This window comes from Gracilimonas sediminicola (genome assembly GCF_024320785.1).
In the GTDB taxonomy this organism is placed as follows: Bacteria; Bacteroidota; Rhodothermia; order Balneolales; family Balneolaceae; genus Gracilimonas; species Gracilimonas sediminicola.
The window spans coordinates 26,887-41,036 of sequence record NZ_JANDBC010000001.1; the positions used below are offsets into that span (position 1 = coordinate 26,887).

The 14,150-nt window shown below is 43.6% G+C and carries 23 protein-coding genes; 3 read left to right on the forward strand and 20 right to left on the reverse strand.

All coding sequences use genetic code 11. The features are described 5' to 3' along the window. Positions 1-9: 9 nt before the first annotated feature. The 3 genes from NM125_RS00140 to NM125_RS00150 all read left to right on the forward strand — a co-directional run bounded on the left by NM125_RS00140 (position 10) and on the right by NM125_RS00150 (position 2,020). A complete protein-coding gene (locus tag NM125_RS00140) occupies positions 10-879 on the forward strand; it encodes an aldehyde dehydrogenase family protein (RefSeq protein ID WP_255131622.1) in 870 nt (289 codons plus the stop codon). A gap of 4 nt (positions 880-883) precedes the next feature. After that, a complete protein-coding gene (locus tag NM125_RS00145; protein ID WP_255131624.1) occupies positions 884-1,429 on the forward strand; it encodes an SPOR domain-containing protein in 546 nt (181 codons plus the stop codon). 276 nt (positions 1,430-1,705) lie between these two features. Next, positions 1,706-2,020 carry a hypothetical protein gene (locus NM125_RS00150; protein WP_255131625.1) on the forward strand — a complete coding sequence of 105 codons (315 nt, stop codon included), beginning with the start codon at positions 1,706-1,708 and terminating at the stop codon, positions 2,018-2,020. Here NM125_RS00150 and NM125_RS00155 read toward each other — a convergent pair. The 20 genes from NM125_RS00155 to NM125_RS00250 form a co-directional block, all read right to left on the reverse strand. Next, positions 2,003-3,370 carry a hypothetical protein gene (locus NM125_RS00155; protein WP_255131627.1) on the reverse strand — a complete coding sequence of 456 codons (1,368 nt, stop codon included), beginning with the start codon at positions 3,368-3,370 and terminating at the stop codon, positions 2,003-2,005. The genes NM125_RS00150 and NM125_RS00155 overlap by 18 nt on opposite strands. Next, on the reverse strand, positions 3,360-5,819 hold the full coding sequence (locus NM125_RS00160) for a hypothetical protein (protein WP_255131629.1): 2,460 nt from the start codon (positions 5,817-5,819) through the stop codon (positions 3,360-3,362). The genes NM125_RS00155 and NM125_RS00160 overlap by 11 nt, the downstream gene beginning before the upstream one ends. Beyond that, on the reverse strand, positions 5,809-5,949 hold the full coding sequence (locus tag NM125_RS00165; protein WP_255131631.1) for a hypothetical protein: 141 nt from the start codon (positions 5,947-5,949) through the stop codon (positions 5,809-5,811). Before NM125_RS00165 ends, NM125_RS00160 begins: the two co-directional genes overlap by 11 nt. Positions 5,950-6,053: 104 nt before the next feature. Continuing rightward, on the reverse strand, positions 6,054-6,437 hold the full coding sequence (locus NM125_RS00170; protein WP_255131633.1) for a hypothetical protein: 384 nt from the start codon (positions 6,435-6,437) through the stop codon (positions 6,054-6,056). Continuing rightward, the gene (locus NM125_RS00175) at positions 6,430-6,870 is read right to left on the reverse strand and encodes a hypothetical protein (protein WP_255131635.1); all 441 of its coding nucleotides are present in this window, start codon (positions 6,868-6,870) and stop codon (positions 6,430-6,432) included. The genes NM125_RS00170 and NM125_RS00175 overlap by 8 nt, the downstream gene beginning before the upstream one ends. Continuing rightward, entirely contained in the window at positions 6,870-7,739 is an 870-nt protein-coding gene (locus NM125_RS00180) for a hypothetical protein (protein ID WP_255131637.1), read from the reverse strand. The genes NM125_RS00175 and NM125_RS00180 overlap by 1 nt, the downstream gene beginning before the upstream one ends. A 19-nt stretch (positions 7,740-7,758) precedes the next feature. After that, positions 7,759-8,157: a hypothetical protein gene (locus tag NM125_RS00185; RefSeq protein ID WP_255131640.1), complete on the reverse strand. Its 399-nt coding sequence runs from the start codon at positions 8,155-8,157 to the stop codon at positions 7,759-7,761. 3 nt (positions 8,158-8,160) lie between these two features. Continuing rightward, positions 8,161-8,418 carry a hypothetical protein gene (locus NM125_RS00190; protein ID WP_255131642.1) on the reverse strand — a complete coding sequence of 86 codons (258 nt, stop codon included), beginning with the start codon at positions 8,416-8,418 and terminating at the stop codon, positions 8,161-8,163. A 1-nt stretch (position 8,419) separates the two neighbouring features. Further along, positions 8,420-8,758 (reverse strand): hypothetical protein, encoded by a 339-nt coding sequence (locus NM125_RS00195; RefSeq protein WP_255131643.1) that lies wholly within the window; start codon positions 8,756-8,758, stop codon positions 8,420-8,422. 8 nt (positions 8,759-8,766) lie between these two features. Next, positions 8,767-9,015: a hypothetical protein gene (locus NM125_RS00200; protein ID WP_255131645.1), complete on the reverse strand. Its 249-nt coding sequence runs from the start codon at positions 9,013-9,015 to the stop codon at positions 8,767-8,769. Beyond that, positions 9,008-9,376, reverse strand: a complete 369-nt coding sequence (locus NM125_RS00205; RefSeq protein WP_255131647.1) for a D-Ala-D-Ala carboxypeptidase family metallohydrolase — start codon at positions 9,374-9,376, stop codon at positions 9,008-9,010. The genes NM125_RS00200 and NM125_RS00205 overlap by 8 nt, the downstream gene beginning before the upstream one ends. An 11-nt stretch (positions 9,377-9,387) precedes the next feature. Next, complete coding sequence (locus NM125_RS00210; RefSeq protein WP_255131649.1) at positions 9,388-9,795, reverse strand: Gp37 family protein; 408 nt, start codon at positions 9,793-9,795, stop codon at positions 9,388-9,390. Next, a complete protein-coding gene (locus NM125_RS00215; RefSeq protein WP_255131651.1) occupies positions 9,792-9,974 on the reverse strand; it encodes a hypothetical protein in 183 nt (60 codons plus the stop codon). The genes NM125_RS00210 and NM125_RS00215 overlap by 4 nt, the downstream gene beginning before the upstream one ends. A 251-nt stretch (positions 9,975-10,225) precedes the next feature. Next, positions 10,226-10,696: a phage protein Gp36 family protein gene (locus NM125_RS00220; RefSeq protein WP_255131653.1), complete on the reverse strand. Its 471-nt coding sequence runs from the start codon at positions 10,694-10,696 to the stop codon at positions 10,226-10,228. Then, the gene (locus tag NM125_RS00225; protein WP_255131655.1) at positions 10,671-11,030 is read right to left on the reverse strand and encodes a hypothetical protein; all 360 of its coding nucleotides are present in this window, start codon (positions 11,028-11,030) and stop codon (positions 10,671-10,673) included. Before NM125_RS00225 ends, NM125_RS00220 begins: the two co-directional genes overlap by 26 nt. Then, positions 11,027-12,001, reverse strand: coding sequence for a major capsid protein (locus tag NM125_RS00230; protein WP_255131657.1), 975 nt, complete (start codon positions 11,999-12,001; stop codon positions 11,027-11,029). The genes NM125_RS00225 and NM125_RS00230 overlap by 4 nt, the downstream gene beginning before the upstream one ends. Before the next feature lie 12 nt (positions 12,002-12,013). Beyond that, on the reverse strand, positions 12,014-12,790 hold the full coding sequence (locus NM125_RS00235; RefSeq protein ID WP_255131659.1) for a hypothetical protein: 777 nt from the start codon (positions 12,788-12,790) through the stop codon (positions 12,014-12,016). Positions 12,791-12,998: 208 nt separating this feature from the next. Continuing rightward, complete coding sequence (locus tag NM125_RS00240) at positions 12,999-13,688, reverse strand: hypothetical protein (protein WP_255131661.1); 690 nt, start codon at positions 13,686-13,688, stop codon at positions 12,999-13,001. Then, positions 13,689-13,907, reverse strand: coding sequence for a hypothetical protein (locus NM125_RS00245; RefSeq protein ID WP_255131663.1), 219 nt, complete (start codon positions 13,905-13,907; stop codon positions 13,689-13,691). Next, entirely contained in the window at positions 13,907-14,134 is a 228-nt protein-coding gene (locus NM125_RS00250; protein WP_255131665.1) for a hypothetical protein, read from the reverse strand. Before NM125_RS00250 ends, NM125_RS00245 begins: the two co-directional genes overlap by 1 nt. Between the last annotated feature and the right edge of the window lie 16 nt (positions 14,135-14,150).

Sequence of the window (14,150 nt, forward strand, 5' to 3'; positions counted from 1 at the left end):
CATTAGATCATGTCTGACTCAAGAATTGACGTAAAGAAAACCTATAAAATGTATCTGGGCGGAAATTTTCCCCGCTCGGAATCCGGTCGTACTTATAAAGTTTATGACGGCGACAAAAACCTGCTGGCGAATGCCTGCCAAGGTTCAAGAAAAGATTTCAGGGATGCTGTAAAGATTGCCCGTGGCGCCTTTAGCGGATGGAGTGCGCGCAGTGCTTACAACCGCGGACAGATTCTCTACCGCATTGCCGAGATGCTGGAAGACCGTCGTGATCAATTCATGAAAGAACTCGGTCCTATTGGTTTTAAAACGGCCGAAGCTGAAGCTGATATCAATGCCTCTATCGACCGCCTTATTTACTATGCCGGCTGGGCCGATAAATATCAGCAGGTTTTTGGCTCGATAAACCCGGTTGCGAGTTCACACTTTAACTTCAGTTTACTGGAGCCCACCGGTGTTGTAGCTGCTTTCGCTCCTGAAAAGAGCCCTCTTTTGGGCTTGGCTTCCGTCATTGCTCCAATCATAGTTGGAGGGAATACATGTGTAGTACTTGCCTCAGAAGAATATCCCCTTCCCGCTATTAGTTTTGCTGAAGTATTGAACTCTTCGGATGTACCAGGAGGCGTGGTAAACATACTAACCGGATTTCGAGAAGAATTATCGGAACATTTCAGTACCCATATGGATGTAAATGCCATGGTATATACTGATAAATTACCCCAGGAAATGAAGAAGAGTATTGATGAAAATGCTTCACTGAACGTGAAACGAATCATTAATAAACCTATTGATGACTGGTATTCGGAAGAAGCTCAGTCTCCATATTTTCTTACCAATTTTCAGGAAACGAAAACAACATGGCACCCGGTTGGATTTTAAACCTATGATAAAATACTTCAGCTTTCTTACACTGCTACTTTTTGTGGTTGTCTCCTGCTCTACTACCGAGCAGGCTGTCAATGATACCATTGAAAATGCAAGAGAAAATTTCAGGTCAGAGAATGAGAAGCTTGTCTCTAACCTCAATCTGGAAAGTTATCGTACCCAGCTTTCTGATGCCTATGCATACCGGGAGAATAAAATTCCGGATGGCTTTAACCAGATTAAGGTTCAGCAGGAAGTAGAAAAAGATTTATATGAAGGATACCGTGTACAGATCTATTCCGGGCAAAGCGTGGTACAGGCAGATACGACGGCGGCCAACTTTCGCGCCTGGGCCGATACCACTATAGTCGGTTATCAGCCGGATACCTATACCTTCTTCCGTACGCCCTATTACCGTGTGCATGTAGGTGATTTTCATGAACGGGACCGTGCCATTCTATTTTCCAATATTGTAAAACGGTACTTCAGAGATGCCTGGGTGGTTTACGACCGCGTAAATCCCACCCGCGTACCCGCCGATACCACCGAGATTAAAACCCAATAGCTTCTCCAATTCATTGGCTGTAAATAAATGCTGTTCAAATGCTAAACTTTTTAGTTAGTTAAGCAAGGTAGCCTCACCCCTGTTTTAAGCCCTATACACCTGCAAACGCCTTTTTTAAAACCTCTTCTTTTGTGTAAAGTGTGTTATAAATGCCAAAAAGTATGTTAAGCGTATGTTAGAAATTCAATCCATTCCGGTTTATTCTCAGAAAACGGATTAACTTTCTTTATTCGTTTGCGTATATTATCTAAAGCAGTAAACAAACAAGGTGATAAAATGAAATACTTATTATTTATATTGATAAATGTATTTATAACAACATCAACTTTTGGTCAGGTTTACATTCCCATGAAAGCGCCTTCCGACTCTATCTATACTGAGAACGGAAAGGACTTTACTGCCGGTCTTATTATTGAGTCTCGGAGAATTATCTCCATAGATGGGTTTAAAAAAGAATACAAGCGTTTTATTAATAGCCTCGATACCTCCCGGTACGCTATCACGTACAGCACCATTCATAAACCTGAGATTACAGATGCTCATATGGTTGTGATATTTAGGAAGGTTGAAAAATCATGGGTCGTCCGCTAAAAACTCCTCGGTATCAGCATCAAGAAGGGTTTTTCTCACCTCATAAGCTGTTACATCAATCATCCCGTCAAGCAGGTTGTCAGATTTCCACCGAATTATATCTAAATCATAGTTTGTACTATCTACCGTGAGCCTAATAGAATGATAGGGCCAAATATCATCTTCATAAAAAGAATATCGAAAGTCAAAAACCTTTGTGTACCGATCAAACTGAGTGGCAATCATTCCGCTTAACCGCTCCTCACTTTTGACCGTACCCCCTACGGGGCTTTGTGTAGAAACCCAATCTCCTGTCTCATCATCAACACTAGCCGATGTCCGGTAGTAAAGCCCTGTTTCTGCAGGTGGGGAAGGAAGATCAGGCTCATCACCAAAATCAAATATCTTTTCATAAGAATCGTAATTACTTATACCAGTCTCATTGATAAATCTAAAGGAGTGGTTGATGGCTGTAGACGTGTCCTCGTATTCATCTAAATCGTAAAGGAACTGAATTTTGCAATCTGTCAGCGGGTTTAAAAAACGCTCGGTTCCTTGTAGGTCAATATCTGATTCACCTAAGTTTTTTCGTTGTGTTAAGCTTCTAATCGTATTTGTTGAGCCATCAGAGCTAATTCCGTAAAGCGTTAATAATGAATCGCTTCTTAAGTTGCGTTGCATTACATACCACTCTCCCCGAGACTGGAATACGACCAGCCCAAACTTAAGGCAGACCTCTTTAAGTACGTCTAAACAATTAGGGTTATCATCATAAGATACTCGCTCCGCTAAGACCTTGATAGACCCCGGCAAATAATTAGATCCACTAACGGTAAAAAAGTAAGATCCATCATGCTCCCAATCCCAGCTTATTTCCGTATCAATACCTAAATCCAGGTTATCAAAAACAAGATAGAAAAAGGCATTCATTAGCTTTCGCCCGGTCTCAGTCCATTCGATATTTTTAAGCAACCCTAATCCGTCATAAAACGGAAGATTAATAACATTGTTCTTTTCAATAAGATTGGTTGTAAACTGCTCGGGGCGCAAAAATCCAACAAAGAAGACTATACTATTATATTCAATAGTAACTTTAAACTTGCCCTCATAAACTCCGTTAGAATCATTTAAATTAGCGAAGTAGTTATATACATCTCTATCTGGGTCGTAGATATTTATCGAGCCTCTCGTGGGCCTTATCGGTTTAATAATATCTATATTCTTGGTTGGATTAAACCCGCAGTCATATTCAATAGAAACTATATCAATATCGGACGAAGTGACCGAGGCAGCTGTGTCTTCCTCAATGGTTACTTCCCATGTTTCTCCAAATATAGTTTTGTTATATGTGTAAAGAGTTTTAAATGCCAATGTCTTCCCTCTCTTTCTTTTCTAACTCATACGAAACCCAGATATCACCTTTAGACACTTTGGTAGAAGCGCTCAGATTCCACTTAGATAATGCTTGCTCAACCGCAGCCGTCATGTCATTAATATCAATTTTTTGCGTAATATTATTAACCGATGTCTGCGCTACGTTGTTTGCTAAACTACTCACGTTTGGAACGCTCATTCGGTTGGCAGCACTTAGTAGTCTTTGAGTGTTTTCATTGGTAATTACGTTAGAGCCTCTGGGTAAGGTCACAAGCTCCGGTCCTTCCTCACCGACTAAGGCCGGACCACCTTTAAAGTTTGTCACACCACCGGCAAAGCCAAATATTTTACCCAACAAAGTAGTGCCAGCTAATGATGCCCCGCCTGTTAATAAAGCACCAAGCCCGGTAACAAAAGCCCGTGCCGCAAGTTGTTTAATGATGCCTTCAAGCACATCACCTAAGTTTTGTCCCTGCAATGCCGCCCGTTCAAATATAGCTCCAATTGTATTAGCCAGATTCATAAGTCCTTGACCGGAATCAACAGCCTGTCCTGTAATCGCAACCATTTCATCATTGAGTGCGTCGATCTCCTCTTGTAACGCCTGATATACAGCTGGATCTGTAGCAAGTAATTGGGCTTGCTGAAGCAGTATAATCTGATCGCGAAGGCTACCAACGGAACCTTCAATGTTGTTAAACTCTGTTTGTATTTCATCAGTGTTAAGAGTCAACCCTAAATCATCACCGAATAAGCCAACATCTCCGCCCAAGATCGGTGAATCATCGGGCAGGTTTATTTCCTGTTCTAAATCAGATTTAAACTCATTGTATGAATTTATAGCATTACGAAGCTGAAACCGGAAGTCGGCAAAGGAATCATTGTATTTCTTTTGTGTAGATGTAGCATCGGTGGTAGTATCCTTAAACTCTGACAGAATCTCATTAACGCGCTCCTGGCTAAATCCGCTTGCTAATAATCTCTTTTCCGTTTCGGCAACAGCGTCATTGTAATTCTGAGTAGCATTGTTAAGCTCAACGGTTGCTATCTTTGCGAATTGATTCGATCCTGTAACACTATTCAGTATTCGCTCCCTCGCTTGCTCTAAACTAATATTTTCTTTTATAGCAAGGCTTACTTCTGTTAGAAATCGGCCAAGTTCCTGCGTAGAAGATCCGTTAATATCAATTTCAGCGTTTAGCCGTTGCAGTGCGTCCGCCTCATTTAGTCGGAGGTCTGCAATACGGTTAATAAGCGAAGCTCTGCGCCTCTCGTTTTCTTCCTGCGCTTTGTTTAACCGTGCTTCAGCTTCAATTAAGGGCTGTAATTGACCTTGTATTAATAACCGATTCTGATACTCTTTATTAGCTTCAGCTAAAGCATCCGCTAAGTCTTGATTACTTACCGTTTCTAAATCCAGGTTCTTAAGTAAATCAGGGTATGCTTGGTTTAACTCAGTAAGCAGAGAAAGGCGCTCTTGCTCTCCCATGTTTGTATCCTGAATCTGAGCGACAAGTTGGTTTAGTTGCACCTGCTCTTCTTTAATCTGATCGACAGGCGATCCGTTTATAATCTTATCAAACACATCAACCAAAGATAGGCCGCTGTCAATAACCCCGTCAAAGGAATTAAGAAGCCCAACAGCCATCTCATCCCGTAGCTGTCGTATTTCAGCGCCCAATCTTCGGGCTTTATTCGCAGGGCTATCCAGTGTGCGGTCTAAATCACCAACCGCGGCCCCGGCTCGTTCTGTGATAAGCTGAAACGATGCCAGGGCTTTTTCTTGTGCGGTGAGATTCTCGGCTGATTCCTTCCGGGTGTTAAGTAAAGCCCGCTCCTGTACGTCTGTCTCTCGTACTACAATCCCTAATGACTTAAGCGCTTCCCGCTCCCCTACTAAACCGCCCTGTATAGCCTGTAAAGTTCGTTCAATCGGGATGTTGTTAAAGGAAGCTAAGTCACCGGCAAGAGCGGTAACTTCAAAGGCTAAATCTGAGGCTTCATCACCCACAAAACCCAATCCCCTTGCTACATTGGTCTGATTAGCAATAACATCTTTACCCTGACGAGCGGTGAGACCTAATGCGTTGGCATATTCATTTACAAACTCTGTGGCCTGTTGGACGTTATCACCTAAAGAAGTGCGAAATTTAGCCTCTGTTTCTTCAACGGCTGAGGCTACATCAAAGGTCTTTTGTGCAAGCTGGGTAAGCTCACGCACCCCGATAGCCCCTGCAGCAGCAAAGGCAGCACCAAGCCCGGCTCTAACCGTCTTAGATAATCCTTGTGTAGATCGGGTGTTCTTTTTCAGGCCATCATCAATGCGCCCCGTAGCCTTCACCCCGGCACGTTCTAACGAACCAAATTCACGCTCAATCGCAGCAATCGTGCGCTTGGCATCTTTGCCCTCAAGTATAAGCTGTAAGCGTACTGATTCACGTGCCACGCTGTAAGATCCTTGCTTTATAATTCTTTACAATAAATACGGGATCGCTGTTTTCAAGCTCCCGGTAATCGGCGGCGTTCTGTGCGGTTTCGCTTATTAACTGCTCCCACACGTTCATTCCGTTTTTCATTGCCTTCTTAACCCTATCTACTTTTTTCTGAAAGTCAGAGCGCTCGTCCGGCAATCCTGATAGCTTTTTTTGTAATAACCTAAGCTCTAAAGAAGCCTTTAACTTCAGGCATAGGTACACATTAAAAAATCTCGTATCAGCCGATCCGCCTCCATCGTTGAGAAGTCTTCTTTTAGATCCACATCATCCATCACACAAAGCGGAAGCATTTTTTGATAGTATTCCAGCCGGTTATACTCCGCCTCCGGAACCTCCCATCCGTATTCATCACAAGTTTCTTTTCGTACTTTCTCAGGTAGCGTTTTAGCTCGTACCCGAACTTCATCAACCTTTACCTGTAAGGCATACGTTGGATTACCTACACGTTGCACCAAGCCGTCATCGCCCCGGTTAGGGAATAGCTCGTACTTCTCATTCACATCAGGCTTTTCTTTTTCTTTAGCTCCGAATATCTCTCGTAGCGTTTCGGTGTCAATTTGATTATCCATACTTCTTATACCACTCTAAGTCTGATTTTGTAAGTAAATCCTGTGTAACAAATGTGATAACGTCTGCATCTACACGGGCATCATATTCAGTCTCATACCACACCTTACCGCCTAAGTCGATGTTTACCACATTATAGTTTTCTGACTGTGAGGCATCAGGATAAAAGGCAACAGTGGTGCTGTCGTCTTCTATTTCCAACTGAAGGCTTTTGAAATCCTCATCTGTTCCTGATGTCTGCTCTGCATCCTGCGCTTGTATAACACCTTGCAAATGATAGCCTGCGATTGCGGTTTTATAGGAATAATCCCCAAGCTGACGGGAATATCCTTGCGGAATAGCTTTTAGCTGCACTTTATCTACATAGTATTCCCTGGCACTGCCTCCAACAGTAAACTTTACCTTCTCTATCTGTGTTACACCGCTTAAGCCCATTAGTAGTCAACGTATGTGGTTGAACCGTTTAGGCGAATAGCGGGATCGCTAAAAGAGCTTGTCTCCCCTGATCCGCTACTGTTGCATAACACAAAGCGGATGAAATATACGTTTGAAGGGGTATCGCCTGAATTACTGTTTCTCTGCGACACTGTTTTGCTTTTTAAAATAGTCGATAAACTACTTGATGAGTAGTTTAAGAAGAATACCACTTGGTTGTCTTGCGTAGCTGCCACAGTGTTTGCATAAAGGCTTTGCGTAATTGTAATTCCCTCAACAGGAAACGCTATATCATTACTCTTAAACTCATCAGCACCCGCGCCCGTTGTTACTTGTTGAACCCCAGCGGTGAATGAAGGAGATGTCCCGTTTTGAAGAGCAAACGTGTCCGCGACATTATCACTGTCAGAATCCTGCCAAGCGCTTGCAAACCCCTGTGTCTTAGCATACGCATACAACAGGTTTGTTCCTCTCGCAATAGAAGGGTTAGCCCCCACAAACTTCATACGCACCGTATATGGGTAGGCATCCTCACTTTCCGGGTCCACTTCGGCTTTCTCCTCGGTTACAACAACGCGCACCGTCTCATACCAAAGGATAAACCCATCCATTTCAGCCGCAGCCATTCGCCAGCTCCGGTTCTCAAAGTCGCTATCGCCGGTTAAGTTGGTATGAAAGGTTCCATCGTTATGCCGGAACTCAAAGGTTACCGTTCTGTTTTTAGTTCGCTCTCCGCCCCGCGCCTGATTCAAAAAGTTACCCTGATTGAGATAACCCGGTGAGTCAGGGGCGATATTAGCCCCGTCTATTTGGTAGGTCGTACCATCGGAGGGCTTATACAGCGAAACCGCTAATAATCCTGGATTCATGGCTCTATGGTTTTAAAGGTTATGCAGAAACAACTCGTGCGCGGTAAATTTGCCCGCCCATGTCCTCGCTTTCAGGGTCAACCATAGCGCGTTCTTCCACGCATACCAGGTTTACATTACTGAAGGTCTCATCTGCCGATGTGGATCCCAACTGCCAAATTTCAAAATCGTTAAGGTTGCCATCGTCTGTTTCAACATCTGAAAGCACTGAAGTACCTACATGCTGAAAAGTGATTTCGTGAATCTTATTTCCTGTCGTTCTTTCTGATCCCTTTGCCGTTCCAATGATAATGCGCTGAATAACAGCCGCGTCGTCTGAATTGGGAAAAATAATGTCCTCACCGTTAAAGGTGATGTCTGCGGCATCCGCCTTATAGACGAACTTCTCAATACCGATTTTACTTGCTACTAAAGCCATGATTTAATCCTCTGTCGTTGTTTGTTGTAATTCTAACTGCTCTTTAATTTCCTCTGCGAAGTCGGTGTGCATAAGCGGGTATGTATTCGAATCAGGATTACCCGGATAGTTGGTTGAACCGGAAAGCTTGTAAGTCTTTCCCCACTCAAAGACAGTCCTCTCACCATCCACACTCACACTCATTCCTTTAGGCGGCTTACCCTGCCCGCTTGTCTTTGCCCACTTGGGTTCTAATAATTTTACGTAGTCGCCTGATTTCATTTTATACTCCATTTACTAGTTCAAGGATCTTACTAAATACCTTAAACCCTTCTTTAATCTCGTCTATCGTAACCCACCCCATGAGCACCGGAACAGTAATTAGTAAGGCTACCACGTTACGTACCGTCAAAAGCTTGCCTACTTCGGCTTTAGCCTCATTCCAATCACCGGAAAGAACCGCTTTTAACAGCTTACCAAGTGGCTGATTAGGAACCGGAAGCCAGTCTAAAACTCCATGAATTGCTTCACCGGCTGTATTATCGCCCCCAGCTGTTTTGCCTACGGCTCGAAGTGCCTTTTTAACGCCTCTGCTTATTCGCTTGTGTAATGGAAGTCCCATGTTTTCTCCTATGTTAAAAATGTGCTAATTACCCACGCCAATGCGGTTATAATCGTGCTGGCCCCAATGCCAACCCCTATCACTCTTGCATAAGCGCTTTTCCATTTATCCTCATTGTCTTTGGCTTTCTTTTCGACATCTTCAAGCCGTTTTAACGCACCGTTTTGACGGTAGTCTTCATTACCAAGCAAAGCGGTCTTTATCTCAGATACATCTTTCTGCAATACTGCAAAATCTTCTTTCGTTACCTCACTCATAGTAATCCCAAATTACCTGTTGGTCTTTTTCGTTATCATCATCCACATGGATGAAATCTTCTCCTATTCCAATTCGGGTAAACCCAACCTGTATAAGAGCATATATAATCCTATACCGTACCCGGCTTCGGGTACACTTCAAATCAACAGCAATTCCTTTGGTATGAGAGCTTGTTCCCGGCCTTCCATTCTCTTTCTCATGCTCCACTGTGCGGTAGGCGGAATTAACGATAAAAGGAACCGTAGCTATTTCACGAGCCAAATCAAGCTTTTCCATAAACTCAGCATCCATATCATCCATGCTGCAAGCAGGAAAGGCCGTTTTAAAATCATTCTCTGTGAAGTAGTTATACTCAGCCATTACATCGATCCTCATCGGTTATCGTAGTGGTCTATGCGGTTAAAGGTCTGCGTGTATATCCATCGGGATTTTGTTTGATCGTACTGCTGAAAATTCCACCCGGCCTGTGATAAAAACGTAGTGTCAATTTTAAACCCGCTTAAATCACCCTTTACGGTTTCAATATCTTCTAACACACCCTGATGCTCTCGCCTGTTTTTATAGACGTAGGTCAATATTATCTGCTGGTCGTTATCCTGAAGCGTTCCGCGCCCGTTTTTATTTGACACCTTGCTTTCACTCACCACCGCTACTAAAATCGTTTTCGCCTTTCGGTGTTTTAAGCTGGTAGGGTCATCAGGAAATGGCGCTACCTGTGCATCAGTAATAGATGCCTTTACTTGGATTACGATAGTATCTTCAATCGCTTTCAGAGTCATAACGCCCCCACTAAGTTCTTCTCGAAGGTGTCTGCGAAATCAAAATCACCGCCCAAGCCGGTCAAGACGTAATAGTCATCCTTCTTATCCAATTCTTCGGCATAATCACGATCACTAAACAGCGTAGCCGATATAGTAGCCCTTCGCTTCTGTGGCTTACTAAAAGCTAAACTATTCACAAGCGCGCCTGATCTATCGCTCCATCCTCCTGGGTGTGTAGGGCGCGTGCCTGGTGCCTTCTTGTAGTACAAGCTGTTAGATCTGCTTGGGCCTTGCCCTTGTCCTACCTTAACAACTGCATAAGTCGTACCACCGTCAAAGCCCCGCGCAAAGCTAATGGCATCCGCAGAAGTCTTTTCTAAAGCTCTCACGGCCTCGATAAAGATTTCCGCCTCTACATCCCGTAATACTTCTTTGTGGTTTGACTCTATCATATGATATAATTAGTAATCTCAGATTGAGCGCGGTCTATATCGCCAATCTCAATTTCACCGGTTTCAATTTTCTTTAGTACCGCCTCGTATCGCTCGTATAAACTTGCCACCGCTTCATCTATGCGCTCCCGGTAGGCTTCATCGTGCATGTAGTACCGGGCTATAACAAGGGTGATATACTTTAGGATAGGATGAGCTTCGGTATCAAAGCCATCTTTACGGATAGGCCAGCCATACAAATTCTCAACATGAACGCGAATAAAGGCTTCTGCCCTGTTTAGTACGCGGTTGAGTTCGGCTTCTACGTCTGTTACAAGCGTAGTGTCTTCGCTGAATAAAGCAGAATCGTAATCGGATTTAGTGTCGCCCGTATCATCAGAAATAATTTCTTTCTGCGTTAAAAGGCGGCCTATTTCCTTCGATCCCCACTCATCAACTAAGTTATTTGCTGTGGCTAGTAATGGCATCTATTACATCCTGCTTGGTTCGTAGTGCTTCAGGTTCCTCGATGCCTTTGAGGGTAGCGTATGCGTTTAATTCATCACGAGTCCAGGTCATAGCCGGCTCTTTATCTTCTTCACTGGGTATCACGTCGTGCTTATAATCTATAAACTCAACGGGGATCCCTGCTTTCCGATAGTGATAATCTACTGTTTGATGCCGTCCGTAAATCAGAACTTTATCAACTTGCTCAACACCGTCAAAGTATCGCGGATTCCGGTAACTGATTCGGTCAGGGTAGTCCTCAACGAACTCCCTAACCTCATCAAGTTCCTTATTGCTTACATACAGTAGGATCATCGTGTCTCTACGTAGAATCCTGCTGTATTCTTAGTATCAGTAGCAACCTGAGACCAGTTTCCAGCGGTGCCTAATGCTCCATCATTTGGATTTACTGGGTCTTCGTCATACTGGAAGCCTTTGATGGTTACAAGGAAGTTTCCTTCACCCTGAATACGGAGTGAAAGTGGTCCATCACCTGTAATCACATCGTCAACAACGCGATCTTGTCCAACCTCACTTATAACAATGCCGTTCTCAACAAGCCCAAGCATCTTATAGGACGCTACATCTGGCGAAGTAGAAGCCCCATCAGTGTCTTTAAGATTTGCAGAGTCTGTCATGATCATTGCTTTACCAAGAGAAGGAATGGTCCCGGCATTAATACCTGTACCAGCAACATTTTCAACCTGAACATCAAAAGACGCTTTCTGAAGGTCGTGCCATTGCTTAGAATGACCAACATAAGCCACAATTCGACTTGCCCGATCTCCAAACTTAGCATTACCATCAACCAGCTTGTCATAGTCCATAGTGGCACCGGTTGAGGTTACATAGTTGTTTGAGGAAAGCCCCAGACAAGTAACCGCTGCGATAATACCGCGCTCTAGCATGTACTGCATTTTACCAGCAGCAACCTGCTCACCAAGCAAGAAGGAAAACTCCTGCTCATTAGAGGCAATTCGTAAGAATGAATCAATAGTATTCTTAACTTGGAATTTCCAAGAGATTTTCGGACTTACAACGTCATCCTGAGTCAACTTGTCATCATTGGATGATCCAAGAGTTGCCGGATCGTTGCGTTTGATAAGGTTTTGAATCTCTTTAAAGAAAGACTCTTCTCGAAAGTGTCCGCGCGACTCCAAAGGAACCAACCGGATTGCGTTTGAAGATGCACCATTAAATACATCTACATTTTGCTGAATAAACTCATTCATTCCCGCATGTACTTGATCGGGATAAATTTTAAAATCTGCGTATGTGCCTGACATGGTTTAACTATTTTATTTTAAAGGGATTTTGTTAAATGCTTCACGACCATGTTCATTGATGTATCTCGCTTTTTCGCGACTTGTCATCTCGGCTCTTGTCTTAGGTGTTTTATCACCACCGGGACGCTTATTTCCACCAAATCCACTGCCGTTTTGAGTGGTATCTTTAAACCATGACGGATTTGTCTTTTTAAGCCCTTCAAATAATTCCTTTGGCCCGGCATACGGTCTGTCATCCGTTGGATTGGATGCAAACTGAAAGTCATCTTCCCCTTTAGGAATACTCCAGTTACCGTTGGGGTCTCGCTTTAAGTTGCTCTCCGTTAGTTGAACAATCATAGGCTGACCGCCTTCTGTAACCGGCTTAAGTAGTTCCTCTGAGATACCGGCTTCAACGGCTGCTTTGTAAATCGCATCCCGCTTGTTTGCCTGGTATAAAGAGTTAAGTTCGTTTTTGAGTGGCTTTACCTCTTTTTCAAACAACTCATTTTTCACTTCATCTATATTGATGTCGCTTTTGAGCTTCGGTTTGCCGTTTTCGAACTTGATACCTTTCTGCTCGGCCAAATTTTTAAAGAACTCTTCGTCTTGCTCCAATTCTTTACGAGTTTTTTTGGTGCGGCTTTCTAATCGCCTGCTTATCTCGCTTTCCATGAAGCTTTTCTTGACGTATTCATCGCTTGCCTCCACTTCATCAGTCGTGAGGTAGCCTTCGGGTTTCGCTTTCAACTGTTCGGCTGAAAATGTTACTTCTTGCCCGTCTTCCGTCTGGAATATGAAATCACTCATGTATGTATCTCGCTTTTTGTGTTAAACCTTTGCGGTAAGGCGTTACTCGCATATCGCTGCGGGTGCGGGAAATAAAAAAAGCCAACCCTTGTTCAGAGTTGGCTTCTTCCGTTCCAATATCTTATATGTAAATTGCCCGGTCTTTCGGGCTTCAGGTTTAATTTATCTTATAGAGAGGCGTGGTTAAACACCAAAATCCTTTGCGTTTTTATAGAGAAAGGATGGCTTCGTGATTATCGAAGTATTGATCTAATTCATTGAAGGGCGTGGTCTGCATAGCGGGTGCGATAGATTCAAAGCGGTGCAAATCTTCTCCGCCCTTTAACTCCAAATGGCAGATACCCAAGTCAAGCGGGTTAGTTGTGATACAGTGCCTTCGCTGGTAGGGTAAGGTGAGCGTTTCGGTGTTTTTGTCTGATCCCCGGCCCCGCCCCGGTATCCACATCTTATAGTTAAGCTTTTCCAACAGCTCCCGGCTCCAGGCTTTCCCGCTTCCTACCATCACGTTTCCATAGTACAGCATTTCACCTGTCTTTACGTTACGCAGCACCGAACCGCCCAAGCGTACCGAATCAAGCCCGGCCTTCACCGCACCGGCTACACGGTAGAAGTATTCTTCATTGAGCAGGTTATCAGAGCCAATGATGCAGAGCGCTTCCACATCTTTATCTTTAAACCACTCCGATGCACAGTTCCATTTATCGCTAAACGGGTCGTTAGGGTGTTCGGTGTAATTCCATCCGGCTTGTTCGGCTATGGATTGCGACACTTCGCCCTCACTACCTACACAATGCAGGACCAGCTCTATGCCATCGAGTTGCATCTGGCTGTAATGGTTTAGCACAAAGGAGGCTATTTTGTGCCGTTTCCACAGGAGGGTTAGCAGGCCGATTTTCATTTACTTACCGTTATTCACCTTTGAATACGCATTAATTAAGTTATCCGCCCATCTCTTAACATTAATAGCAGCCACTTCAAATGATTGTTTTGCCCTAAATCTTATAAAGCCAAGTGAAGACTCAATTATTTTCTTATCCCTTTCTGGAAGCTCGCTCCATTCAGGATCTACATCTTGCTTAAAAACTTCATTGTAATATCGTTGTAAATCATCAGCCATCACTCAAGCGCCTCACCGCTTTTTAGTTCATGTAGTTCATCTACTTTAGAAAACCAAGCACTCCAATCTAAAGCCCACGCGTTATCGTGTGTTACTGTTCTTACAACCATGCCGTTATGCTTTGCTTCTAAGTCATAAAAACCCTCGCCAAACCTGTCAAGAGTTTCTTTAGATTGAAAAACCTTGTATTCGTTCCCTAAATCTGTTTTAAATGTGCCTGTTTGCATAGTTTAGTTAATTCTT

Coding starts and splice junctions, on each gene's coding strand:
- NM125_RS00245 (WP_255131663.1), bottom strand. CDS start 13,907: ATGGCTGATGATTTACAACGATATTACAATGAAGTTTTTAAGCAAGAT.
- NM125_RS00150 (WP_255131625.1), top strand. CDS start 1,706: ATGAAATACTTATTATTTATATTGATAAATGTATTTATAACAACATCA.
- NM125_RS00230 (WP_255131657.1), bottom strand. CDS start 12,001: ATGTCAGGCACATACGCAGATTTTAAAATTTATCCCGATCAAGTACAT.
- NM125_RS00185 (WP_255131640.1), bottom strand. CDS start 8,157: ATGGCTTTAGTAGCAAGTAAAATCGGTATTGAGAAGTTCGTCTATAAG.
- NM125_RS00175 (WP_255131635.1), bottom strand. CDS start 6,870: ATGGGCTTAAGCGGTGTAACACAGATAGAGAAGGTAAAGTTTACTGTT.
- NM125_RS00180 (WP_255131637.1), bottom strand. CDS start 7,739: ATGAATCCAGGATTATTAGCGGTTTCGCTGTATAAGCCCTCCGATGGT.
- NM125_RS00235 (WP_255131659.1), bottom strand. CDS start 12,790: ATGAGTGATTTCATATTCCAGACGGAAGACGGGCAAGAAGTAACATTT.
- NM125_RS00220 (WP_255131653.1), bottom strand. CDS start 10,696: ATGCCATTACTAGCCACAGCAAATAACTTAGTTGATGAGTGGGGATCG.
- NM125_RS00195 (WP_255131643.1), bottom strand. CDS start 8,758: ATGGGACTTCCATTACACAAGCGAATAAGCAGAGGCGTTAAAAAGGCA.
- NM125_RS00140 (WP_255131622.1), top strand. CDS start 10: ATGTCTGACTCAAGAATTGACGTAAAGAAAACCTATAAAATGTATCTG.
- NM125_RS00165 (WP_255131631.1), bottom strand. CDS start 5,949: ATGAAAAACGGAATGAACGTGTGGGAGCAGTTAATAAGCGAAACCGCA.
- NM125_RS00205 (WP_255131647.1), bottom strand. CDS start 9,376: ATGGCTGAGTATAACTACTTCACAGAGAATGATTTTAAAACGGCCTTT.
- NM125_RS00190 (WP_255131642.1), bottom strand. CDS start 8,418: ATGAAATCAGGCGACTACGTAAAATTATTAGAACCCAAGTGGGCAAAG.
- NM125_RS00240 (WP_255131661.1), bottom strand. CDS start 13,688: ATGAAAATCGGCCTGCTAACCCTCCTGTGGAAACGGCACAAAATAGCC.
- NM125_RS00225 (WP_255131655.1), bottom strand. CDS start 11,030: ATGATCCTACTGTATGTAAGCAATAAGGAACTTGATGAGGTTAGGGAG.
- NM125_RS00200 (WP_255131645.1), bottom strand. CDS start 9,015: ATGAGTGAGGTAACGAAAGAAGATTTTGCAGTATTGCAGAAAGATGTA.
- NM125_RS00170 (WP_255131633.1), bottom strand. CDS start 6,437: ATGGATAATCAAATTGACACCGAAACGCTACGAGAGATATTCGGAGCT.
- NM125_RS00250 (WP_255131665.1), bottom strand. CDS start 14,134: ATGCAAACAGGCACATTTAAAACAGATTTAGGGAACGAATACAAGGTT.
- NM125_RS00210 (WP_255131649.1), bottom strand. CDS start 9,795: ATGACTCTGAAAGCGATTGAAGATACTATCGTAATCCAAGTAAAGGCA.
- NM125_RS00145 (WP_255131624.1), top strand. CDS start 884: ATGATAAAATACTTCAGCTTTCTTACACTGCTACTTTTTGTGGTTGTC.